Origin of the sequence: Veillonella sp. (assembly GCF_018381775.1) — a bacterium.
Classification (GTDB): Bacteria; Bacillota; Negativicutes; order Veillonellales; family Veillonellaceae; genus Veillonella.
The window spans coordinates 65,544-88,864 of record NZ_JAGZRH010000006.1 but is presented as its reverse complement, the minus strand read 5'-3'; the positions used below and the strand labels follow the sequence as shown (position 1 = coordinate 88,864).

Here is a 23,321-nt window from a genome sequence, read left to right as displayed (position 1 = left end):
AATTTGATGAAATTTCTTTCATGAATAAAAATAAACCTATAAACATAGATTTCTCCTGTATTTCTCAAAATTTAATTTTGTACAATTTCATTTTATTTATCTAAAATTCATGTGTATTAGATGATAAAGCCACACTTTTTAATTATTAAAAATAATAAACTTTATATTATTTAATATGTAAAACTAATATATCAGACTAAAATATAATTATATTCCCCTTTTCTATTATTAATATCTTTATTTTCTCTCTCTAATTTTTATTAGTAATAACCTTATCAATGCCATTCATCATATATTTTCGCTTAAAATATGTCATTAAAACTATTAAGCTATAAATAACCCATTATTTAAATACAAAAAGCCTCTCTATAGTAATTACTACTATAGAGAGGCTTTTAGAAGCATTAAATTGCATAGGATACAAAACCTAGGACGTGATCAACTGGAACAGGACCAATGAAACGACTATCACTAGAATGATTTCGGTTATCCCCCATCACAAATACATGACCTTCAGGAACTGTAACAGGTGTGGAGCGTGTATAATTCATTATTGTATCTTTCGTATATGGTTCTTGTAATTGCTCACCATTACGCCATACATGACCATCTTTAAATTCCAATACATCACCAGGGCGACCAATAACGCGCTTTACCCAAACATCATTTGTTTGAGCAGCTTTATTAAAGACTGATGCATAGTTCATCAATGGTTCTTCTACATCATCTACCCAAGTACGTGCACGATTAACACGACTATCAATAATTACAATTTGACCATAATTTGGCATTTCATTCATAATATGATGCCATTTCGTTACAATTAAATATTGACCATTGTGTAGTGTATCCTCCATTGATTCACCAGATACACGTGTTGGTTGAATCAAGAAAATATGAATTACCATGGCAATAATTAATGCCAATACAATGGCATAAATCCAATCTAATATTTCTTTTACTATTTTATTACTCATATTAACCCCTTAATGACCATTCTTTGTAAATCTACCACCGAATACATCATGTACATCTTGAATCGTAATAAATGCCGATGGATCTACTTCATAAACAGTATTTTTTAACCGCATAATTTCAAGTCTTGTTACTACAGAATATAAAACATGCTTAGGTTGCTTTAAATAGCCCCCTTCACCATACATAATGGTAACACCACGATTGAGGTTCGCATTTAATGCATCTGCAATATTCTTAGAATTCTCTGCATCTGTAATAATCATTACCCCTTTAGATTCATCAAGGCCTGTAATTGTAATATCGATCATCTTATAAGCAATAAAATAAGCGATTAAGGAATACATAGCACTATTCCAACTATATACAAAACCTGCGGCACCAAGAATAATGAGATTCATGGCCATTACGATTTCACCAACGGAGAAGGTAGAACGTCTATCAAAGATGATTGCCACAATTTCAGAGCCATCTAAAGAACCACCATTGCGTATAATGAGGCCTACCCCAATACCTAAAATAATACCACCAAAGATAGAACCTAAGAATGGATCTGTTGTGATAGGTGTAAAATCATGAGCAAAGGTAGAGAAAATTGCCATCCATACGATAGAAAATAGTGTAGAGAAAGTAAAGTTTTTGCCGTTAGCTCTATAGCCAAGATATAAGAAAGGCAAGTTAAAAAGTACGACGAAAATACTAAAAGAAATTCCGGAAAGCTCTGCAGCCATCAAGGAAATACCAACTACACCACCATCGATGATACTATTCGGTACTAAAAATAAATCTAAGCCTATAGTATAAATTAGAGCCCCTAAGATCATCATTAAGCAACGCATAATAAAATTTGACCACTTATGCGTTGAAGCTTCATTTTTCATGCACTTCTCCTTTACCGTACAACTGCTCCATAGCATGTAATCTTTTTTCTTCTAACTCACTAGCATCCATCGTATCACCTTGTATGTCATTAACAGCTTGGCTTAGTTGTTTTGTATATCGTAAACCAATAACAAAAGCTGTCAAATCATCTACAGGTTCAGGTGGAAATTGCATAGACGTAGGGATAATTTTACGCCATCCTGTAGGAGGATTATACTTCCAATATAATTTTCGAGCCTCTTCCGTACTATGCGATTCATCAATTAAGCTAGTCGTAATTTTATGATTTCGTCCAATTTGTTGAAGCGATGGATACAAATATTTATGATTTGTACCATTTCCACATACCATATGAACAATACCATAATATTCAGTTAATATACGTTCAATTTCACCATTGAAATGTTTTGTCATAATAATTTTACGACATACCATAGTACCAGAAGGTGTCACAATTGCTACACCTGTTTTTTCATTGCCTGGATCTACAGCCAAAATGTACGTAGTATCAGTCATATTACTATCCTCATTTCTAATACAGCATTTATATTTTAACACAAAACGAAGGTCTTATGTAAAAATTTACATAAGACCTTCGTTTAAAGTATATAAACCAAAATACTATTCAATTTAATAAGCTGGCATTTTAGCCTTATCATTAAAAACAGGCATTTGAGTAATACGTAACTTAAGATGTACAGGACCAGATGAATATGTATCACCATCAACATACGCTTCTACATGAACCTTGCCATGTATTGTAGCAATACGACGAATAGCCGTAAACAAATCATCCCCTGGTATCGTTCCGATATCACCAGATAAGGAGTCTGGAATAATACCTTTCTCTCTTGCCTTTTCATTTACTTGCTTTAAGAATTGAAGCATAGCAGATTGAGCGTTAGGTCCACCATCCATTACAGCAGAATGAATTACTTCCCCATTTTTATAAATAAATTGTTGTGGGTAAACTTGGATAACTGCTACCGCTGGTTCACCAGCAATAATATTTCCAGCAGCAACCACTTGAACCACCATTGGAGTCTTTGCACTATTAAGCTTTTGTGTAGCTACCTCAATATTCTGACGATCTACATATACAACAGCCTGACCTTGATCTTCTATGCCAAGACGGCGTAGAACCAATTTATTGGTATCATCAATAATATTTTTGATGGCTGCATTGCTATCTTCTTCACTCAAACCAGGTCGAACAACAGCTTGCGCCAATAATTGATCAACTTGGAAAAGAATTGTACCTTCACGCAAATGAATAATGCCATTTTGCAACTGTTCCTGCGTTGTCTGTAAATCCTTAATATGAGCTTCCATCTTGGCTCTTGTAGCCTCTAAATCAGCTAATTTTTTAGATACTTCATCATATGAAGCTTGAAGTGTAGCTAACTCAGCTTCAGTCGCATCTTTAGCCGCTTGTGCACTAGCCAACTCAGCCTTAGTTGCATCAACCTCTTTACGAATTTGCTCTATTTCAGCCATTCGTTCTGCTAATTCTTGCTTATTTTGCTCAAGCAATGCTTGTCCTCGAATAAGCTCTTGCGTCTTAGCAGCTACCTCATCATTAAGTTGCTTCATATCTGCTCGCAACTGATCCATCCCAAAGAGTGCTGTTCGTACACTTTGAGATGTAATAGTTAATACACCTACTGTAGCAGCTGCAACTAACAATCCCGTTACGATAGTAACAATAATCGATGTATGCTTAGGCCTTAATCCAAAGAGGGACATGCGACGCTTACCAACTTTGGTGCCTAACTTATCCCCCATGTAGGCAATAAGTCCACCCATAAGGGCGATAATAACTAATATTTTAACACCTACTAACATCGAGTCCCTCCTTTCATAAGATTGCACAATTATTGGATTCGAAAATATGCTATTTCGTAAATCAAATTTATTTCTTTATATACTAGGTTACTTAGATACACGCCAATTCAAATATAGGCCAGCAATGATACCTAATGTATCTGGAATTAATGCGGCAAATACAGTTGGCAATGCCCCACCTTTACCTAATGCACCTGCAAATGTCATCACACCATAATAGATAAAGATGATTAAAATACTGATACCAAAGCCAATAGATGAACTAGAACGTTGCTTTTGAAGACCTAATGGAGCACCTACAAGAGCAAATACAAAGCTAGCTAATGGAATTGTAAAACGTTGGTACATTTCCATTTCTAGTTTATTGGCATTCGTATACGCCGCCTTATACGCTTTGATTTGATGACGTAATTCTTTGATTGTTAGTTCTTCAGGTTTACGTTGATCTTGTTGGATATCCTTTGGTGCAGACTTAATTGGTAAGGATTGCTCCTTGAACTTCATTGTACGTTCTACACCATCACCGGCGGAAATATCATAAATGATGCCGTTTTGCATTACCCAATATTGACCATTCCAAACGGCAGTATCTGCATTCTCAACCTGTTGTAGCTTACCACCTTCACCAAATTGTTGCACCGTAATCATGCTCAACTTTTTAGTCTCTGCATTGTAGCTTTTAGCATACATCAATGTACCTAAATCATTACCATTCATTGTTTTTAAAACGATATGATTTTGTGTTTGAGGTGATGCATTTTTCATAATCTGTTCACGCACAATTGTTTGATACATATTATTTGTACGTGGTACAACAAATTCATTAAATGCGACAGCCCCAATTGAGATGATAAGGGCAATAATGTATACAGGCATCGCTAAGCGTAAAAAGCTAAGACCACCGGCACGCATAACAACAATCTCACTAGTACTGCTCAAGCGACTAAAGGTCATAAGTGAAGCCAATAGTACTGACATTGGGAATGTTAAGATAACAATGCTTGGTAATGCCAACACAAAAGCTTTCATAACGAGAACTAGCGGTGCCCCATATTCAGTAATATATTGAGCAATTCTAAACAATGTGCCTGTGCCAATAAAAATACTGGTAAAAGCAAATACCCCAAATAGGAACGGACCTACAAAGGCTTTTAATATATATTTATCTAATAATCTCATAGTCCCCTCCTATAATCTAAAGTTATCCCCTAAGTAATGCTCACGAGCGATTGGGTCGTTTGCAATTTCTTCAGGGGTGCCTTCTAGGAGGATCTTACCACTACTTAAAATATAAGCCTTATCTACAATCCCCAATGTTTCACGCACATTGTGATCTGTAATCAAGATACCAATACCGCGATTTTTTACATGCAAAATAATTTGTTGAATGTCAGCAACTGCGATAGGGTCGACGCCAGCAAAAGGTTCATCGAGAAGAATAAAATTCGGTTCTAACGCAAGGCAACGAGCGATTTCTACACGACGGCGTTCACCACCAGATAGCTGCATCCCCATACGATCCCGAACATGACCAATATGAAATTCTTCAATGAGGGATTCCACTATAGCTTCAATTTCATCAGATTTCTTTGATGTTGTTTGTAACATAGCACGAATATTATCCTCAACAGTCATGGAGCGAAAAATTGATGCTTCTTGTGGAAGATACCCAATACCTTCTGCAGCTCGTTTATACATTGGAATATTCGTAATATCCTTGCCATCAACGGTAATGATACCAGAACTAGGTCGTTCAATGCCAACAATCATATAGAATGATGTAGTTTTCCCTGCCCCATTAGGGCCTAGGAGCCCAACGACTTGCCCCTTATCAACGCGTAAACTAACCCCGTCTACAACATTGCGACCGCTAAAGGTTTTGACTAAGTTTTTGGTTTCTATATACATATTTAATCCTTATTGATTTGGAACAATGATAAGTGTACTACGACCACCCAATGTTTCAGCAGAATCATCAGCTAAACGAATTTTAAGCTCTGGCGCATTGAGTACATTACCATTTTGAACAGCATGAGCAGATCCAGATAAAAGTACAACCCCATCATTTTGATTAGGTGTTTGCGTATAGGTAGCACGCTCTGCAGAACCAGATACGTTTCGTTCTGGATTAGAGAATGTCACATCCCCTTGTGCTACTGCACGAATTTCTTTTAGCCAACCTTCAACTTGATTACCTGTCAAAGTAGTACCTTCTGCAATCAAACGAGCATTGCCAGATACAAGACCATACTCTGTATCTGTATTATATTCAACTTTATCACCGAAAATTTGACGATCGCTACGTTGTAAATGAACTCCGCCATTAGCAGTGAATTTATTATTATTGTAACTGTGCACTGATTCTGCAGACATAGCCATATCAGAACCAATCATAGATACGCCGCCATCTAGATTTGCTTCCTGAGTTTTTGTATTATACCATCCATTGGCACCAGTCATCGTTTTATCAGCTTGAGTAATTACCACATTACCGTTTGCATCAGCAATTCCCGTATTGCCATCATAAGATAATGTATCTGCGCTAATAGTCAAAGGATCATTTGCAGCCCAAGCTGTAACAGATGCTGTCATAAGCATAGCCAAAATAGCCATACCAATCTGTTTTTTCTTATTCATTATATTTCCTCGCATTACTTCTTCGTTAACTTTGCATTACCAATAGCTTTAATTTGCTTCAAGGACATATTGCCTTCAAGTTTATCACCAGTTAATGTTACATCTTTACCGTTATAGGTAAAGGCAGATTTAGATGTCAACGTTTTCGTCTTATTATCAAAGTGAAGTGCATCAGTTTTAAACTCAGCTCCATCAGTATTTGTGGCTGTAACACCTTGATCAATATCAAGGGAGTTGCGATCACCAGTTAATACAGCATGAGGTGCTGTGATCGTCGTAGTTACATCATCTTGATAGAAAAGACCTTTTAAATTAGTCAGCACGATAGCTTTTGTACGTGGATCATATTCTATCTTTTCAGCTGATAATGCCCACACTAGCTTGCCATCTTTTTCCTCTTGTAAATCGGCTCCTTGGAAGTTAACAAGTTGTCCATTCTGATTTTGAGTGGTACCAACATCACCAGAGTCTTTCATAATATATACGATAAGACCAATCAGAGCCAACACTATAGCGGCCACTATGGCAATTAATTTTTTATTGTTTTTCATGTGCCCTCTCCCGTGCAGCTACCTTCTTATCATAATCAATAATTTGATCCATCTTAGTCATCCAGCGATGTTGGAACCATAGCCACTCATCTGGATGCTGACGAATAAAGTCTTCTGTAACGCGTACACATTCCTCAGTTAGACGATACATATCTGCATCTTCATCACCTGTATCAATATAATGTAAGGCTGGTAGAATGTGAACAATATGACCACCTTCTGGTTTTCGAGATGCAAAAATTGGAACTACTGGAGATCCAAATTTTCTTGCAAACGTAGCGGGACCAATAACGGCCGAGGAATCTTGACCTAAAAATGGAACAGGTAAACCATGTATATAGCCATCTTGATCAGCTAAAAAACCAAGTAATTTTTTCTTTTTTAATGCTTTAGCAGCAGAAACAATTTCATTGCCACCACTAGCAAACACATCAAGGCCCACCATCTCACGATATTCATTCATGAGACGTGTAAATTGAGCATTAGGTTGTTTCTTAACAATAGTAGTGGATGGATAACCATGAGCCGCCATAGCAGCGCCCATCCATTCCCAGTTTCCAACATGTCCAGTAAGAACAATTACGCCTTTATCTTCAGCAATGGCTTCTTCTAAATGTTCAACACCACGCATTTCAATATGTTTATTGATAAAGGATTTTGTAAGGTTTGGCATATACAAGACTTCCATAACACTACGGCCAAGATTTTTAAACAACTTTTCAATTAATTGTTCTGCCTCTTGATCATTCATGTTCATGCCAATCTTTATGTTTTTTATACCTCTAAGTTTTTGCTTCTTCGCTATAAGACCATATACTGGTCCTAAACTAGCGCCTATGAGCAAAATGAGCTTATACGGCAGTCGGCAAACGAGCCAGCTAATGCCTTTAACTAAATGGTATTGCCATTCGTTATTCATTCTGCCCACCTCCTTTATTGTCCATGAGCATGGGCCTCTCGTGCATAGTCTGCTACAACAGTTTCCCATAGACCTTGATTTTTCAAGATATATTCTACAGCCTCTCTAACGGCACCATGGCCTCCATTGACAGTAGATATAAATTTAGCTAATTCTTTGACCTCTGGTACCGCATTGTTTGGTGCCATTGGTAAACCTACGATTTGGAGTGCCCCTAAATCATTTAGGTCATCCCCCATGTAAGCAATCTCTTCTAAATTGATTTGATGCTCTTTACAAAGGGTTCTTAATGCTTCTGTCTTATTGGCATGCCCCATAAGCAATGCATCAAAATGAAGCTCCTTAGCACGTCGCTCAACCATAGGAGATATCCGTGCTGTGATGATGGCAAGCTTAAGTCCTACTTTTCGAGCTGCCGTTAATCCTAGGCCATCTTTTACAGAGAAAGACTTGAGCTCTTCTCCACTTGATGTATAGATTAGAGTACCATCAGATAGCACGCCATCAACATCAAGAACAATCCATTGAATATTCATTATACAATGCCTCTACGCAATAAATCCGTAATATGAACAATGCCTAGACATTTATTATCTGTATCTACAACTGGTAACACCGTAATAGGGCGTGGTTGATTTTTCTCCATTAAATGAAGAGCTTCAGCCGCTAATTTGTCCTTTGTAATCGTACGAGGCATAGAGGTCATCATATCCTCTACAGGCCATTCTAGGAAATTACTACCAGAATCTAATCCGCGGCGCACATCACCATCGGTAACAAGGCCTAATAAGTGACCTTCTTCATCAATAACATTAGTAGCACCTAAACCTTTTTCGGTCATTACAAAGAGTGCATCTCGCACTGTTGCACCTTTAAATACCGTAGGATTATCTTCACCACCATGCATAATATTTTCTACGGTCAACAATAATTTGCGACCAAGAGAACCACCTGGATGGAATACAGCAAAGTTTTCAGGTGTAAAGTGATGTCGTTCTAATAAGCATACTGCTAAGGCATCACCTAATGCTAAAGCAACAGTAGTACTTGTAGTTGGCGCTAACCCCAATGGACAAGCTTCACGTTCTACTTCAGCTAGCAATACAATATCAGAATTCTTAGCTAATGTAGATTCTGGTTTACCTACAACACAAATTAATTTTGCACCTATGCGACGTAAGGATGGTAAGATACTGATGATTTCGCCTGTTTCGCCACTATTGGAAAAAGCTAATACTACATCATCTTCTGTAATCATACCAAGATCGCCATGCACACCTTCACCAGGATGCATGAAAAGTGCCGGTGTACCAGTACTAGCCAAGGTAGCCGCAATTTTGCGACCAATATGACCAGATTTTCCCATACCAGTACATACTACACGGCCCTTACAAGCCAAAATCATATTTACAGCATTTACAAAATTGTGATCCAAACGAGAACTTAATTCCTCAATAGCACGTGCTTCCTCATGAAGTACCTGTGCTGCTTGTTCTAAAATAGTCACAAATACCGCCCCTAACCTTTTACGATTTTATCAATAGCTACTAAATCTCGTAGCAAAGCTTCAAAATTATCTAAGTATAACATGTTTGGACCATCGGATAAGGCTTCCTCTGGATTATCATGTACTTCAAAGAATAGACCATCTACACCACTTGCAACAGCGGCACGAGCCAAGTTTGGTACAAATTCGCGATTACCACTAGATTTAGTACCTGCGCCACCAGGTAATTGAACGCTATGTGTAGCATCGAATACTACTGGATAATCAAAAGAGCGCATAATTGGGAAAGATCTCATATCTACAACGAGATTGTTATAGCCAAAGCTAAATCCACGCTCTGTAAGCATAAGATTTTCATTGCCTGTTTCTTTCATTTTATTTAAGACATTTTCCATATCTTTAGGTGCCATAAATTGACCTTTTTTCACATTTACGCATTTGCCAGTTTTAGCTGCACCATATACAAGGTCTGTTTGACGACATAAGAAAGCTGGAATTTGTAAAACATCCAATACTTCTGCAGCCGGTTCGATTTGTTCAATGGAGTGAATATCACTTACAACTGGTACATTCAGTTCTTTTTTTATAGAAGCAAGGATTTTTAGACCTTCCTCAAGACCTGGTCCACGGAAAGAACCGTAGCTAGAACGGTTGGCCTTATCGAAAGAAGCTTTAAAGATATATGGAACTCCTAAGCGTTCACAAATTTCTTTTGCTCGTTTGCCAATAGCCAATGTACGGTCATAATCTTCAATAACACAAGGTCCAGCAAGGACAAAAAGACCTTTACCGCCACCGACTGTAATATCTTTAATTTGAACTGTTTTCATTTATTTCTCCTCTTGCTCGTAAATTGCATTTACACGAGCTAAGTCTTCCGGTGTATCAACACCGATAAATCGTTTATCTGTAAGAATAACACGAATAGTATAGCCATTTTCAAGAGCGCGCAATTGCTCTAACGATTCGGTTTGCTCCGCTGGTGTTGGTTCCATCTTTGCATAGTTTAATAAGAAATCTCTACGATATGCATAGATGCCAATATGTTTTAACGGCGCACGTACAAAATCATGACGTGGATACGGAATTAATGATCTAGAAAAATACATCGCATCATTGCGATTATTTAAAATAACCTTTACAGCTGATGGTTCATCGTATTCATCCTCTAATAAAGGAGTGGCTACAGTTGCCATTTGTAAGTTTGGATCTTCTTCAAAAAGTTGGGCCAATTCATCAATAAGTTTTGGCTCAATCATAGGTTCATCACCTTGAACATTAATAATGACATCTAAGTCTGTATAATGATTAGCAACCTCGGCTAATCGATCAGTTCCTGTAGGGTGATTAGGGTCTGTCATCATAACAGAACCTCCAAAGTTTTGAACTGCAGAATATACACGTTCATCATCTGTAGCAACAATAGTACACTCAGTTTTTGTCGCTTGTGACACTCTTGCATAAACACGTTCAATCATTGGTTTACCAGCTATATCCGCTAATGGTTTTCCTGGTAATCTTGTAGAACCATAACGAGCAGGAATAACGCATCCAAACTTCACAATAATCCCCCATTTCTGTTATTCGTGTATCTAATTATTATACACTAAATCTCTAAATTTTCTATGAATTCTTGTTTTTCAGAGATGAACTCAATTCCAATAGATAGCACTAGAATCGGCATTTTTAAGTCTTCAATTGCATGCAATTGACTCAACTTCACCGCATCCTTCTCCGTGATACAAATAGCATCTGCTTGATGAGCAAATGCCTCTTTCCAAATATCTACAACATCATCATTTTCAAAATTATGATGATCACCAAATGGCATTGTATGGACCACATTATATCCGATATCGGTCAATGTTTGTGTAAAGGATTGAGGGTTCCCAATACCACTAACCGCCATGATTCGATGCGTTTGATATGTATCGACGGGAGAACCATTTTCTCCGTTAGCCCATTCATCTAATGTATACATACATTGAGGCTTGTGGATTGTTTCATATACAGGTGTATTGGGAAGCATATGAGCTAAACGCTTACGGATACCTGAAACAACACCTGGTGCCACTTGATCCACCTTGGTAAGAACAATAATACTAGCTCTCTGTAAGCCACTAAGCGGTTCTCGTAATAAACCACGAGGTAATACATGGTCATAACCAAATGGATTAGAAGCATCAATAAGAACGATATCAATATCTCGAGCTAATGCGCGATGTTGAAAGCCGTCATCCATAACTAAACAATCTGCACCAAGCTCATTTATAGCAATTTCTGCAGATTTAGCCCGTTCACGGCCAATGATCACATTAGACTTTTGCAATACTTTGGCTAACAACCAAGCTTCATCACCACTAATAAATGGCTCTACCAACATGGCACCATCTTTAGAAATAATTATATTTTTCTTATTATCCTCAGCTCGATAGCCACGACTAAGCACAGTAGGATGGAGTCCTTTTCGTGCGAGCACATCACATATAAATCTCACCATTGGGGTTTTACCTGTACCACCGGCAGTAATATTACCGACACTGATAACCGGAACGGTAACTTTAGTAACCCCTTTTCCCGCATCAAATCGAGCGTTTCGTATTGATACAGCCTTTTCGTAACCTTTACTTAGAAAGCCCAAGCTGGAACGAGCTATATCACCTAATATGGATTGATTCTCACCACTAACGATGGATTTAAATAATGCTTCCCCACTCATAGGTGACTCCTCCTATTATGTAACATCATAGATGAATCTAATAAATTATATCTAGCTTATGGAATAATATGGTGTTTTTCAAATAACTGACGTAACTCTTGTGTATTACGTTGTGTAGCACCGCGATTTTCACGAATAATATCAAGACAGTTTTGACCCATTTCCGTTGATAAATCCTTATCCTTACATAATCGCAATACCATATCAGTTAATTCTTTACCATTCTTCACCTGCTCACAAGCATGACGAGAATGTAATAAAGCGAAAATCTCTTTGAAATTGAACATATATGGCCCTACAAGAATTGGTTTACCATGTGCTGCCGGTTCGAGAATATTATGGCCCCCAGTTTTCACAAGAGAACCACCAACAAAAATAATATCCCCTAAGCTATATAAACGACCAAGTTCGCCAATAGTATCCAAAACAACTACAGGTATTCCTTCATGAACTGGCTCTGTCATATCACTACGACAAATAGCATTTAATTCATAACGCTTCGCTAGATTTTGAACATCATGACCGCGATATATCTCACGAGGCGCAATTAGTAAACGAGCTTGAGGGTATTCTTGTAATACTTGTTTAAAGGTCTCAAATATTGTTTCTTCCTCACCCTTATGTGTACTACCAGCAATAATTATAGGATGATTATTACCAAAGCCAAACTCTTCAAGAAGAGATTGTTTTTCTTCGTTTGATACAGTAGCGTACGTTTGGTCGTACTTCATATTCCCTGTTACGGTAATATCTGGTGTATGAGCTCCTAACACTTCAATATGTGCTGCATCAAACTTAGATTGCATACAAAAACGTTCAATAGAACGCAACATTTCTTTTGTGAATGCACTAATATATTTATAGCGTTTCATACTACGATCAGAAATTCGCCCATTAACCATCATAACAGGAATATCTTCTGATTGCGCAATACGCAAGAAATTTGGCCAAATTTCTGTTTCTACAAGTAAGATCGCAATAGGTTTAATAATATGCAAAATCTTACGTGTTAAATACGGTAAATCAAGAGGGAAGAAAATAATACCTTCTGCCTCAGGAATAATACGATGTGCCATTGCATGACCTGTAGCAGTTACAACAGATACGACCACAACGGCTTCAGGAAATTCCTTTTTTACCTCTTTTACTAATGGACTAGTAGCTACAATTTCTCCTACAGAAGCAGCATGAATCCAAATAGCACGACGTCCTTCAATTTTCTTTAGTAATGAGGCTGGCATATAGCCTGCACTCTGTTTAATACGCTCATAAAATCCATCTTCAAAGGCGAGACGGTATAAAATAACCGGAATTAAGCCAATCCAATAAAATATGAGCAATACGTTATATATCCAGTACATGGTTATCCTTTGTTGGAGAATTGAACGGAATAGAGATGATTGTACAATCCGCCATCAACAGCTAATAGCTCTTGGTGAGTCCCCTGCTCTACCAAGTGGCCTTGATTAAGTACAACGATTTGATGAGCATTTTGAACTGTGCTCAATCGATGGGCAATAACAAATGCAGTACGCCCTTTCATGAGGCGATCAAGTGCCTCTTGTACAAGTTTTTCACTCTCTGTATCTAATGCAGATGTAGCTTCATCCAAGATTAGAATTCGAGGGTCTTTCAAAATAGCACGTGCAATGGCTACCCGTTGACGTTGACCGCCTGATAAGGAGCTGCCTCGCTCCCCTACAACTGTGTCGAGACCATCAGGCATTTTTTCTACGAACTCGAGAACATTAGCAGCCTTAGCAGCTTCATACACCTCTTCATCAGTAGCGTCTAATCGACCATACAAGATGTTCTCTTTAATTGTGGCATTAAATAATACTGTTTCTTGTGGTACAAGACCAATTTGTTCACGTAACGATTTAAATGTAACGTCTTTTACATCATAACCATCTATCGTGATAGCACCACCTGTTACATCGTAAAAGCGAGGTAATAAATTCGCAAGAGTCGTTTTACCAGCTCCAGATGGGCCAACAAGGGCTACGCTTTCACCAGCCTTAACGGACAACGTGAAGTTTTCAAGCGCCGTTTTATCACCATCATAAGAGAAGGAAACATCTTTAAACTCTACATCGCCTTTAATAGCTGGCAACGTAATAGCATCGGCTTTTTCTACAACATCAGTTTTAGTATCTAAGATTTCAAATACACGATCAGCTGCTGCTAAGGCTTTTTGAATGTTACCATACACTTGACTTAAACGTTTTACCGGGTTAGACAAGTTAATGGCATAAATCAAGAAAGCAATCAAAGAGCCTGCTGTAATGGTTCCTGTTACCACAGAATATCCACCATACCAAAGAATTACTGCTACAGCAATCGCCGCAGAAAACTCAACCATTGGACTTAATAAGCTAGTCAACTTAGTAGCTTTAATAACAGCTTTAAAGTTGCGATTATTTTCATCTTCAAAACGCTTGCGCTCAAAATCTTCACGAGCGAAGGATTTTACTACTCGAACAGCGCTGATAACCTCTTGTAAAAGTGCCGTAATGTCTGCTACACGACCTTGTACATCATGCCCCGCTACGCGAAGCTTTTTACCAAATACATTGATAATCACAAGCACTACAGGAACCGTAATGAAGGTAACAAGTGTCAATTTCCAATCAATGAGAAGCATAGACACGAGAGAACCTATCAGTGTTACAGATTCCGTAATAAAGGAAATTAAGTTATCCACTACAGCAGACTGAAGCGCAGCAACGTCATTTGTAAGATTACTCATGATAACGCCTGTTTTACGGCGATCAAAATAAGATAAACTTAGTTTTTGCAAATGATTAAAAATGGCCTCGCGGACATCGATAATGACACGTTGTCCAATGTAGGACATATTATAGGTTTGACCATAAGTAGCAAAGCCACGAATTAAGAATATAAGAATGATAGCTCCTACAATGAGGTTCAACATAAACATATTCTTTTCATCTAATACTTGGTCTACTACATTTTTAATTAGCCAAGGAACTACCAAGTAGGCCGCAGCCGCAACAATCATGCAAAATACTGCAAAGATCATGCGTTTATAATAAGGCTTTACAAAATATAAGAGCCTAGAGTAACTATTCATTACATTTCTCCTTACCGAGATTATATACTAATTCCGCTACACGCTTTACGGCGCCTGGTTCACCTAATTTATGATGTACTTCACGCAATTCACTACGCATAGCTTTATTTTTCTCAACATCAGTTAGAAGAGGTTCCACTAAAGATACAATAGCCTGTGGTGTAACAGAATCTTGTAATAATTCAGGAATTACCTCTTTACCGGCCACAATATTAGGCAATCCTACATGTGATACATTTACTACCATTTTCCCAATACCATAAGTAATTGGGGATACACGATACAGTAACACTGTCGGTAATTCCATCATTGCTGTTTCCAACGTAGCAGTTCCTGATGCGGCAAGGCACACATCACAAATCTGCATCAAGTCATACGTATGGTCTTCTGTAATCGTAACAGGCACCTTATGAGCATCGATGAAAGTTTCTAACTCACTGCGATCGATGGTATGTGCTCGAGGTAAGAAAAATTGAATATCTTCATGGTTTGCCATCAATTGCTCACCACTTTTTAACATCGTATCAAGCAATGATAAAACCTCTTGTTTACGACTGCCAGGCATGAGTAAAACCTTTTTAGCTTCTTTACGGGCTCCAAAATATACCTCAGCCTCATCTTTAGTCATTGTAGGATGTACAATATCCAATAAAGGATGCCCTACAAATTCTACATCGCATTTATATTTGCGATACGCTTCTGCTTCAAAAGGAAATATAGATGCCACCTTAGTGACATACTTGCGAATCGTATTGCCACGACTACTATGCCATGCCCAAATTGTAGGAGCAATGTAATATAGAACAGGAATCCCTAATTCATGGGCTACGGCTGCCAGCTTCATATTAAATCCAGGATAGTCTACACATAGGAGAATATCTGGTTTTTCCTTCATCATGATGCGTTTTAAATAGGTGCGAAGTTTAAAAAATTTGGGTAAGGATTTGACAATCTCTACAATCCCTATAACACCTAAATTTTTAATATCATATACGATGCGAACACCAGCGCGTTCCATCAAGGTGCCACCCATACCAAACATATCGACCGAAGGATCTATTTCTTTTAGTGCATTAGCAACGCTGGCCGCATGAGTATCACCGGATGCTTCTCCGGCGGAAAACATGACTTTCATTATGCATCCTTTCTGGAATTCACAAATTCTTGGTCTACAGCACAGATGACAATACCATGGCGATTAGCCATATCAAGTACGTCTTCTTGCTGAACAAAAATAGTCTTTTCTGCTTCAACAGCTAACACTTTACATCCACTGTCAATCATAGACATTAATGTTTTAATCCCCACAGCAGGTACATCAAAACGCACGTCTTGATTTGGCTTTTCTGTTTTAACTACAACAGCCTCACCACGACCTAACTCACCGCCACGCAAAATGCACTTATCAGTACCTTCAATAGCCTCGATAGCCATTGCCGCTTTGTGCTTAACAACAACAGTTTGTCCAATATCAAGACCACCCATTTGTTTTGCTAATTCAAAGCCAAAGCAAATATCCGCCCATTGCTCATCAGTTGGTTGTGCTTTTGAAAGTACCCCCACCTTTGGCATAAATGGTTTTAGATATACGGTTTGATCTAAAACTTTAAATCCTTCTCTTTCGATTTCATCAACGATGGCAAGCATAATCGTGTCATCCTTGCGATTTTTCAAACGTTTAAGCACGCCTAATGTTTTCAAGTCTGGGAAAGCAAGACCCTTAAAAAGAATTTCTTTAGTAACTTTGCCTAACATGGTTAACTCTACAACACCTTCATTTTTCAAGGTTTTGAAGATTTTACCTAGTTTAGCAACACTAATATCATAGAAAGCATCGGCCTCAGCCTTCAAAGCCGGGTCTACATCTGGAACCACGCCGATAACAACTACCTCGTGACCTAATACATGAGCGGCTCGCATGAATTCTACAGGTAAAACTCCAATGCCTGCAATCAATCCTACCTTTGCCAAGACTATACCTCCTAGATGACCTACGGCCTATATATCAATTAGTAATTACAAATTTACAATAAATAATGCCTCAAAAAAGACATAATCATATACAATATATTGTACTATAAATGGATACTTTTTACCATTAAAACACTATGTTTTATGCCTATTTCTTCATCATTTTAACAGAATTATTTTAATCCCAATTTTACAACTTAAGAACGTAAAATATATTCAGATATTTTTATCAAAATATTTAATATTAATGAACTACTATCATAAAATTCTTATCCAATTAAAAGCCTAAATTTTATAGATCATATAAAAATATTAATATTTATAGATTACACAAAAAGACCTCGTACATTGTACGAGGTCTTTTGAATTAGTCGCGACGTGTACGCATAATACCACGATCGGCATTGCGTAAGAAGCGTAATAAATTTTCGATTTCTACAGAAGAATCAAGCTGCATTTCCATTTCTTCAATAGCCTTAGATAAGCTAAAACCAGAACGATAAATAATACGGAATGCTTGTTTCAAATCTCGGCGTACTTCTTCTGAAATACCTGCACGAGATAAACCAACAGAGTTAAGGCCGATAACACGCGCTGGTTGACCATCAGCAATAACGTACGGTGGAATATCTTGGACCACCTTAGCCATGCCACCAACCATAGCATTTCGACCGATCTTAACAAATTGATGAATACCTGCAAGGCCACCAATAACTACGCGATCTTCAACGATAGCGTGACCAGCTAAGCCTGCACAATTACTCATAATTACATTATTGCCAACAATACAGTTATGAGCCACATGTGTACATGCTTGAAGCAAGCAGTTATTGCCTACACGTGTTTCTTCACCTTCTCCAGTAGCGCGGCTAATAGTGACAAATTCACGGATAACCGTTTCATCGCCAATATTACAATAGCTTTTTTCGCCTTTGAATTTTAAATCTTGCGGTTCCAACCCAATAGATGCGTTAGGATAAATCTCACAACGCTTACCAATGGTTGTCCAACCACCAATTACAACATGTGCACCGATTTGTGTACCATCGCCGATTTCGACATGTTCGCCGATTACAGCGCCAGGACCTACGATTACATCTTTGCCCAATTTAGCATTTGGATGGACTATGGCTGTACTATGGATGTTGGATTCTGCATTTTCCATGCCTACAACTATCACTACAATCACTCCTCAATCATTATACAAGGGCAAACATGTATTCACCGCTAGCGCACAATTTGTCGCCAACATAGGCACGGCCTTCAACCTTACCCATTTTACCTTTGATTTTTACAATATCAACTTCCATACGTACTTGATCACCAGGTTTTACAGGATGACGGAAACGAACTTTATCAATACCTGTAAACATAGGTGTAAGACCTCGGTTTTCTTCAGGGTATAGCAAAGCAATACCACCAACTTGTGCAATAGCCTCAGTCAATAACACGCCTGGCATTACTGGATTACCTGGGAAGTGACCTTGGAAGAACAATTCGTTGAATGTAGCATTTTTAATGCCCACAGCGCGTTTCATAGGTTCTAACTCAACGATGCGATCTACCAAAAGCATAGGATAACGATGAGGTAAAATTTCTAAAATGTCTTCGTGATTAAGAATCATGGCTGTGTCTCCCTTATTTCTTCCATTATACTACGAGCCAATTTTGAGTTTAATTCATGACTCGATTTCATAGCAATTACATGACCTTCGATTCGTCCTAATAAGAATAAGTCGCCTACTACGTCTAATGCCTTATGACGAACTAATTCGTCATCAAAGCGAGGTACAGACAAACACTTCTCATCATCATAAACTAACGCATTATCTAAGGTACCACCTTTTGCAAGGCCCATAGCCTGTAATTGTTCTAATTCTTTCATAAATCCGATAGTTCTAGCAGCACTAATATGCTCTTTAAAGGATTCTGGTGAAACCTCAAAATCGCAATTTTGCGTACCAAGTAACGGATGACTGTTAACCGATGTAAATGTAATGCGATAGCCATCGTATGGCAAAATAACTACAAAACGATCACCATCATAAATAGCATGAGAGCGAGTTATTTTATATACATGACGCGGTGCTGTTTGTTCTTGAATGCCAGCCTCTTCTATAAGGCCTACAAAAATAGCACTACTACCATCACCTACAGCAGGTTCAGGAGAATCCATCTCGATATAACAGTTATCAATATTCATAGCACTGAACGCAGCCATAACATGTTCTACAGTGAAAACCTTCGCTTCACCATTTTCCAATGTAGTAGCGCGCATAGTGTTCGTCACATTATCAATGTGTGCTCGCACAGAAGGATGCCCTTCAATGTCCGTGCGGATAAACACAATTCCTGTATTTTCAGGTGCAGGTTTAAAAACCATATTCACTGGTTCACCGCTATGAAGGCCAATCCCTTGATATGAAATAGCCTGTTTAATTGTTTGTTGTGGCTTACTCATAAGAAAGTCCTTTCATAATCTGAATTCACGTTTACTATACACCAATATGTATTATACCCTATTTGCATAGGTGATACAAGGAATTTACCATATATTCAATGATTTTGAAAGCATTTTTCACATAATTAAATTTATATAAATTTAATTATAAATGCTACTTTATAGACTATAAAAGAAAAGAGACTTTACTATGCTTTATTCATGCGGCATCTAAATCGACACTGTACAAATACACATGTAAAATCTCTTTATATTTAATAATTAGCGATATACATCTGGCGGAGTTTCAATATGCTCGCCATAGAAACGACGTGTCCACTTCCAACGGTTATGAAGCCAGAACCAATCTTCAGGATACCTTCTAATATAATCTTCAATAAACTCATTTAAAAGCGTTGTTGTTACTGCTATATCACGTTTTTTATCATCTGTACGCTCCACATAAATTGGTGGATGTACTTCAATCTCATGCTTCTCAGAAAATGGACTATAATGTATTGTCACAAAAATGATAGGTACATCTTGCATACGAGCCAGTACAGCTGGTCCAGCAGCCGTCAATGTTTCATAACCAAAGAATGGTACAAGAACACCATCATCACCAGGATCCTGATCCATAATAAGGCCTAAAAAAGCACCTTTTTTTAGTTCATTGATCATTTCCCGCACACCAGTTTTATAAGTCACATGTTGGTGCATAATCTGACGATATTCATTGATAAACTTATCGGCATCACCATTCTGTTTCATGGCCACAGAAATTAACGGATACCCTTCCGAAGCAAGAACCCCCCCAAGGAGTTCCCAGTTGCCACTATGAACAGCCGCCAAGATTGCGCCTCGACCATTTTCTAAAGCATCATCTAAGTACTCTTTGTTAATAAACTCTACCATATCTTTGTATGCACCATCCTTAATTTCAGGATAGCGTAATACATCAATAATCATGCGACCAAAGCGTGTAGTACTAGCTTTTGCAATGCGTCGAGCTTCCTTGGGATCATCGGTAATATTACAGAATAGAATTTGGCCTATCGCTAAGCGCTTGCGTTTCGGAGGCACTGCTAGCCACGCAATTTCACCAAGCAATGTACCAATAGCATATTGCAAACCTTTAGGTAATAAGCAAATAAAGGCACTAAAGATTTTCATAAACCTATACATGGATTATTAGCTCTCCTTCAGCTGTGCTTTCAAAGCGTCAATTTCTTTTTGTAGTTGTTTTACAGTTTTTACCATATCTGGCAAACGATTTTCATAAGCAGCCAATTTTAACCATTCTTTGTGAGGTCTCATAGGATAGCCTGCCATAATAGAATTAGATGGTACATTACCTGTAATACCAGTCTTTCCAGCAAATTGTACATTATCTCCAATTGTGATATGTCCAGTACAACCAGTTTGACCTGCAAAGATTACATGATTACCACATTTAGTACTACCTGCAATACCAACTTGAGCGATCAAGAAGCAATCTTCACCAATTTCCACATTGTGACCAAGGTGTACAAGGTTATCAATTTTTGTACCACGACGAACTAAGGTAGATCCCATTGTAGCATTATCAATTGTTGTACAAGATCCAATCTCAACATCATCTTCAAGAATAACATTACCAACTTGTGGAATATGTGTATGTACGCCATTCTCTGTAGCAAAACCAAAGCCTTCGCCACCAATTACTGCTTTAGCACGCAATACAACACGTTTACCTAAAATACAGTTTTCATGAACAATAGCGCCTGCATAAATATCAGAACCTTCGCCAATACGCACATTATGTCCAATATAAACATATGGGCGAATTGTTACATTATCTTCAATGACTGCATTATCATTAATAACACAATAGGCACCAATAGCAACATTTTTTCCAATCGTTACATTTTTGCCAATAATAGCAGTGCTATGCACTTCTCTAGGAACAACAACAGGTGGATGGAAGAGTTCTAACACTTGTGCAAATGCTGCTTTTGCATTATCAACTACAATTTGAGCCATCGGTGCATCTTTCACTTCAGATTCAACGATCACAGCACCCGCTTGGCATAATGCAATATGTTCAACATATTCACCTACTGCAAAAGTTATGGATTGTTTTACGGCTTGTTCAAAGCTACGTGTCTCAGTAATAACAATAGATGCATCGCCTATAACACGACCACCTACTAATGTTGCGAGTTCCTGTAAAGTTTTTTCCAAGGTAAACTCCTCCCCCTGTAATAATCCTTAATTATTGTGCACTTTCCTCAGTATTAACTGCTGTAGTTTGACCTGCTTGTTGAGCATTTTGTTGTGCATCTTGTTGTTCTTGCGCTTTAGCTGCATTTTCAGCTTCTTTAATTTGGTCATCAGAAGCTTTGCCCATCTTCGCAATCAAATCATCAGTCACATCAGAGCCACCACCAACAACAGCACCTTTTTCGATAACAACATCAAGTTTTTTCTCTTTTACAAGTTCACCAACTTTTTGTTCTTGATATTGACGATATTCTTGTGCTTTTGCATTGGCAAAGGCGTTTAACTCTTGATTAGCTTGATTAAATACATTTTGTTTAGATGCTTCATCAGCGGCTGCAATTTTAGCATCCAACTCAGCTTTCTTAGCATTGATTTCTTTAGTGATTTCAATACCTTTTTCAGTGCTGTTTGCTACTTTCACGCTATCAACATAACCAATATTATTAGAACCGCAACCACCTAAAACAGCCATAGAGGCCACTAAAGATGCACCTAATACTAAAGATTTAATACGTTTATTCATAATATAACTCCTTATTGAACTCGATAGGACGCTTTTACAGCATCAGTAATATCAAGCCCCTTAATATTACCACCATCATCGATGATGACTAAATCTAAATGTTGTTCCTCTGCAATAATTGCTACACGCATACGAACATCTTCTAAAATGGCCTCATGAAGTGCACTCACTTCAGCTTCTTTATCTGAAAGCTTTTTAGCCCAAGAATCATTCCAGTCCTGTGCAACAGGTAAATTATTATTAGCAATAATAGATTGTGCTTGTTGTTGTACCATAGTATCCCGTTTTGCAGCCAATTCCTTTTGTAAAGATGCTGCATATTGGTTAAGCTCTTCTTGCCCTTTTTGTTGCATAGGAGCAAGTTCTGCTTGTACTTTAGCCTTAATAGAGTCCACATCTAGATTAGATGGTTTTCTCTTAGCTAATAACTCCTTCAATCGTTCCTCTTTCTTAGCCTTCTCTGCCATAGCTGCTTCTTTTTGTGCATCATTAATGTATACACGAGCATCATAAGCATAAAGATCTAACTGTAGATTAACGATTTCTAAATCATATTCATTAGAGCTAACTTTTAACTCAGCCAAATATTTTTGCATAAGTTCGTTTCGCTTTGCATTTAATTGCTGATTCAATTCATTTTCTTTTGTTGCAATACGAGTTTGCAATTCCACCGTAAGAGCATCTGACAAGGTTGAATCTAATGCAAGAGATTTCAACTGTTCCTCTTGTGTCTCTGACTTGGCATTTAGAGCTTGTTGTTCAAGTTCATACTGACGTTGTAAAAGGTCCAATTCATTTTTAGCTTGTTTATAATCCTCATAAGAAGGATTAAACTCTAATACATCATCAATACGTACAACACCTATTGATACCCCATCAGGACTCTGCTGACGATTCGTCACAAATCCATAGGCCCAAACCATAGCACATAATGCAACAACGAGAAATATGGCAAATCCGATATATCGTTTATTCCCGTTCATTGTCGTTCTCCCT

At 37.8% G+C, this 23,321-nt stretch carries 25 protein-coding genes; all 25 read right to left on the bottom strand.

Annotation, left to right across the window (positions count from 1 at the left end):
- Positions 1–404 precede the first annotated feature (404 nt).
- Positions 405–977, bottom strand: a complete 573-nt coding sequence (gene lepB / locus KH109_RS05220) for a signal peptidase I (RefSeq protein ID WP_008715769.1) — start codon at positions 975–977, stop codon at positions 405–407.
- 9 nt (positions 978–986) lie between these two features.
- Positions 987–1,856, bottom strand: coding sequence for a YitT family protein (locus tag KH109_RS05215; RefSeq protein WP_295216477.1), 870 nt, complete (start codon positions 1,854–1,856; stop codon positions 987–989).
- Positions 1,846–2,373 carry a hypothetical protein gene (locus KH109_RS05210; RefSeq protein WP_295216474.1) on the bottom strand — a complete coding sequence of 176 codons (528 nt, stop codon included), beginning with the start codon at positions 2,371–2,373 and terminating at the stop codon, positions 1,846–1,848. The genes KH109_RS05215 and KH109_RS05210 overlap by 11 nt, the downstream gene beginning before the upstream one ends.
- Positions 2,374–2,487: 114 nt before the next feature.
- Positions 2,488–3,702 (bottom strand): DUF3084 domain-containing protein, encoded by a 1,215-nt coding sequence (locus KH109_RS05205; protein ID WP_257847317.1) that lies wholly within the window; start codon positions 3,700–3,702, stop codon positions 2,488–2,490.
- A gap of 87 nt (positions 3,703–3,789) precedes the next feature.
- The gene (locus tag KH109_RS05200; RefSeq protein WP_119209191.1) at positions 3,790–4,881 is read right to left on the bottom strand and encodes an LptF/LptG family permease; all 1,092 of its coding nucleotides are present in this window, start codon (positions 4,879–4,881) and stop codon (positions 3,790–3,792) included.
- 9 nt (positions 4,882–4,890) lie between these two features.
- Positions 4,891–5,610 (bottom strand): LPS export ABC transporter ATP-binding protein, encoded by a 720-nt coding sequence (gene lptB, locus KH109_RS05195; protein ID WP_008715778.1) that lies wholly within the window; start codon positions 5,608–5,610, stop codon positions 4,891–4,893.
- 9 nt (positions 5,611–5,619) lie between these two features.
- Complete coding sequence (locus KH109_RS05190; RefSeq protein ID WP_156719780.1) at positions 5,620–6,339, bottom strand: LptA/OstA family protein; 720 nt, start codon at positions 6,337–6,339, stop codon at positions 5,620–5,622.
- Between the two features lie 14 nt (positions 6,340–6,353).
- A complete protein-coding gene (gene lptC, locus KH109_RS05185; RefSeq protein WP_295216470.1) occupies positions 6,354–6,890 on the bottom strand; it encodes an LPS export ABC transporter periplasmic protein LptC in 537 nt (178 codons plus the stop codon).
- Positions 6,877–7,809, bottom strand: a complete 933-nt coding sequence (locus KH109_RS05180; protein ID WP_295216469.1) for a lysophospholipid acyltransferase family protein — start codon at positions 7,807–7,809, stop codon at positions 6,877–6,879. Before KH109_RS05180 ends, lptC begins: the two co-directional genes overlap by 14 nt.
- A 14-nt stretch (positions 7,810–7,823) precedes the next feature.
- A complete protein-coding gene (locus KH109_RS05175) occupies positions 7,824–8,345 on the bottom strand; it encodes an HAD-IIIA family hydrolase (RefSeq protein ID WP_105086193.1) in 522 nt (173 codons plus the stop codon).
- Positions 8,345–9,316 (bottom strand): KpsF/GutQ family sugar-phosphate isomerase, encoded by a 972-nt coding sequence (locus KH109_RS05170; RefSeq protein WP_060924938.1) that lies wholly within the window; start codon positions 9,314–9,316, stop codon positions 8,345–8,347. The genes KH109_RS05175 and KH109_RS05170 overlap by 1 nt, the downstream gene beginning before the upstream one ends.
- A gap of 11 nt (positions 9,317–9,327) precedes the next feature.
- Positions 9,328–10,146, bottom strand: a complete 819-nt coding sequence (gene kdsA, locus KH109_RS05165) for a 3-deoxy-8-phosphooctulonate synthase (protein ID WP_024065882.1) — start codon at positions 10,144–10,146, stop codon at positions 9,328–9,330.
- Positions 10,147–10,878: a 3-deoxy-manno-octulosonate cytidylyltransferase gene (gene kdsB / locus KH109_RS05160; protein WP_105094766.1), complete on the bottom strand. Its 732-nt coding sequence runs from the start codon at positions 10,876–10,878 to the stop codon at positions 10,147–10,149.
- 44 nt (positions 10,879–10,922) lie between these two features.
- The gene (gene lpxK / locus KH109_RS05155) at positions 10,923–12,035 is read right to left on the bottom strand and encodes a tetraacyldisaccharide 4'-kinase (protein WP_295216466.1); all 1,113 of its coding nucleotides are present in this window, start codon (positions 12,033–12,035) and stop codon (positions 10,923–10,925) included.
- Positions 12,036–12,091: 56 nt separating this feature from the next.
- On the bottom strand, positions 12,092–13,396 hold the full coding sequence (locus KH109_RS05150) for a 3-deoxy-D-manno-octulosonic acid transferase (protein WP_156719784.1): 1,305 nt from the start codon (positions 13,394–13,396) through the stop codon (positions 12,092–12,094).
- A gap of 2 nt (positions 13,397–13,398) precedes the next feature.
- Entirely contained in the window at positions 13,399–15,129 is a 1,731-nt protein-coding gene (msbA, locus tag KH109_RS05145; protein ID WP_295216463.1) for a lipid A export permease/ATP-binding protein MsbA, read from the bottom strand.
- The gene (gene lpxB, locus KH109_RS05140; RefSeq protein ID WP_295216460.1) at positions 15,122–16,264 is read right to left on the bottom strand and encodes a lipid-A-disaccharide synthase; all 1,143 of its coding nucleotides are present in this window, start codon (positions 16,262–16,264) and stop codon (positions 15,122–15,124) included. Before lpxB ends, msbA begins: the two co-directional genes overlap by 8 nt.
- Positions 16,264–17,100 (bottom strand): UDP-2,3-diacylglucosamine diphosphatase LpxI, encoded by an 837-nt coding sequence (gene lpxI / locus KH109_RS05135; RefSeq protein WP_257847312.1) that lies wholly within the window; start codon positions 17,098–17,100, stop codon positions 16,264–16,266. The genes lpxB and lpxI overlap by 1 nt, the downstream gene beginning before the upstream one ends.
- A 367-nt stretch (positions 17,101–17,467) precedes the next feature.
- A complete protein-coding gene (lpxA, locus tag KH109_RS05130) occupies positions 17,468–18,280 on the bottom strand; it encodes an acyl-ACP--UDP-N-acetylglucosamine O-acyltransferase (protein ID WP_174683260.1) in 813 nt (270 codons plus the stop codon).
- Positions 18,281–18,299: 19 nt separating this feature from the next.
- Entirely contained in the window at positions 18,300–18,725 is a 426-nt protein-coding gene (gene fabZ / locus KH109_RS05125) for a 3-hydroxyacyl-ACP dehydratase FabZ (protein ID WP_004695477.1), read from the bottom strand.
- Positions 18,722–19,561, bottom strand: coding sequence for a UDP-3-O-acyl-N-acetylglucosamine deacetylase (gene lpxC / locus KH109_RS05120; protein ID WP_119206296.1), 840 nt, complete (start codon positions 19,559–19,561; stop codon positions 18,722–18,724). Before lpxC ends, fabZ begins: the two co-directional genes overlap by 4 nt.
- A 261-nt stretch (positions 19,562–19,822) precedes the next feature.
- Positions 19,823–20,725: a lysophospholipid acyltransferase family protein gene (locus KH109_RS05115; RefSeq protein WP_213467095.1), complete on the bottom strand. Its 903-nt coding sequence runs from the start codon at positions 20,723–20,725 to the stop codon at positions 19,823–19,825.
- 6 nt (positions 20,726–20,731) lie between these two features.
- On the bottom strand, positions 20,732–21,763 hold the full coding sequence (gene lpxD, locus KH109_RS05110) for a UDP-3-O-(3-hydroxymyristoyl)glucosamine N-acyltransferase (protein ID WP_295216456.1): 1,032 nt from the start codon (positions 21,761–21,763) through the stop codon (positions 20,732–20,734).
- 31 nt (positions 21,764–21,794) lie between these two features.
- The gene (locus tag KH109_RS05105) at positions 21,795–22,325 is read right to left on the bottom strand and encodes an OmpH family outer membrane protein (RefSeq protein WP_060924947.1); all 531 of its coding nucleotides are present in this window, start codon (positions 22,323–22,325) and stop codon (positions 21,795–21,797) included.
- Between the two features lie 11 nt (positions 22,326–22,336).
- Positions 22,337–23,308 (bottom strand): hypothetical protein, encoded by a 972-nt coding sequence (locus KH109_RS05100; protein ID WP_005387262.1) that lies wholly within the window; start codon positions 23,306–23,308, stop codon positions 22,337–22,339.
- Positions 23,309–23,321 lie beyond the last annotated feature (13 nt).

What these genes read in the sequence shown, in the direction of transcription:
- KH109_RS05105 (WP_060924947.1), bottom strand. Translation starts at nt 22,325, where the DNA reads ATGAATAAACGTATTAAATCTTTAGTATTAGGTGCATCTTTAGTGGCC.
- KH109_RS05215 (WP_295216477.1), bottom strand. Translation starts at nt 1,856, where the DNA reads ATGAAAAATGAAGCTTCAACGCATAAGTGGTCAAATTTTATTATGCGT.
- KH109_RS05175 (WP_105086193.1), bottom strand. Translation starts at nt 8,345, where the DNA reads ATGAATATTCAATGGATTGTTCTTGATGTTGATGGCGTGCTATCTGAT.
- lpxB (WP_295216460.1), bottom strand. Translation starts at nt 16,264, where the DNA reads ATGAAAGTCATGTTTTCCGCCGGAGAAGCATCCGGTGATACTCATGCG.
- KH109_RS05205 (WP_257847317.1), bottom strand. Translation starts at nt 3,702, where the DNA reads ATGTTAGTAGGTGTTAAAATATTAGTTATTATCGCCCTTATGGGTGGA.
- lpxK (WP_295216466.1), bottom strand. Translation starts at nt 12,035, where the DNA reads ATGAGTGGGGAAGCATTATTTAAATCCATCGTTAGTGGTGAGAATCAA.
- KH109_RS05150 (WP_156719784.1), bottom strand. Translation starts at nt 13,396, where the DNA reads ATGTACTGGATATATAACGTATTGCTCATATTTTATTGGATTGGCTTA.
- kdsA (WP_024065882.1), bottom strand. Translation starts at nt 10,146, where the DNA reads ATGAAAACAGTTCAAATTAAAGATATTACAGTCGGTGGCGGTAAAGGT.
- KH109_RS05200 (WP_119209191.1), bottom strand. Translation starts at nt 4,881, where the DNA reads ATGAGATTATTAGATAAATATATATTAAAAGCCTTTGTAGGTCCGTTC.
- msbA (WP_295216463.1), bottom strand. Translation starts at nt 15,129, where the DNA reads ATGAATAGTTACTCTAGGCTCTTATATTTTGTAAAGCCTTATTATAAA.
- lptC (WP_295216470.1), bottom strand. Translation starts at nt 6,890, where the DNA reads ATGAAAAACAATAAAAAATTAATTGCCATAGTGGCCGCTATAGTGTTG.
- lepB (WP_008715769.1), bottom strand. Translation starts at nt 977, where the DNA reads ATGAGTAATAAAATAGTAAAAGAAATATTAGATTGGATTTATGCCATT.
- KH109_RS05190 (WP_156719780.1), bottom strand. Translation starts at nt 6,339, where the DNA reads ATGAATAAGAAAAAACAGATTGGTATGGCTATTTTGGCTATGCTTATG.
- fabZ (WP_004695477.1), bottom strand. Translation starts at nt 18,725, where the DNA reads ATGATTCTTAATCACGAAGACATTTTAGAAATTTTACCTCATCGTTAT.
- KH109_RS05180 (WP_295216469.1), bottom strand. Translation starts at nt 7,809, where the DNA reads ATGAATAACGAATGGCAATACCATTTAGTTAAAGGCATTAGCTGGCTC.
- lptB (WP_008715778.1), bottom strand. Translation starts at nt 5,610, where the DNA reads ATGTATATAGAAACCAAAAACTTAGTCAAAACCTTTAGCGGTCGCAAT.
- lpxC (WP_119206296.1), bottom strand. Translation starts at nt 19,561, where the DNA reads ATGAGTAAGCCACAACAAACAATTAAACAGGCTATTTCATATCAAGGG.
- KH109_RS05100 (WP_005387262.1), bottom strand. Translation starts at nt 23,308, where the DNA reads ATGAACGGGAATAAACGATATATCGGATTTGCCATATTTCTCGTTGTT.
- KH109_RS05115 (WP_213467095.1), bottom strand. Translation starts at nt 20,725, where the DNA reads ATGTATAGGTTTATGAAAATCTTTAGTGCCTTTATTTGCTTATTACCT.
- KH109_RS05210 (WP_295216474.1), bottom strand. Translation starts at nt 2,373, where the DNA reads ATGACTGATACTACGTACATTTTGGCTGTAGATCCAGGCAATGAAAAA.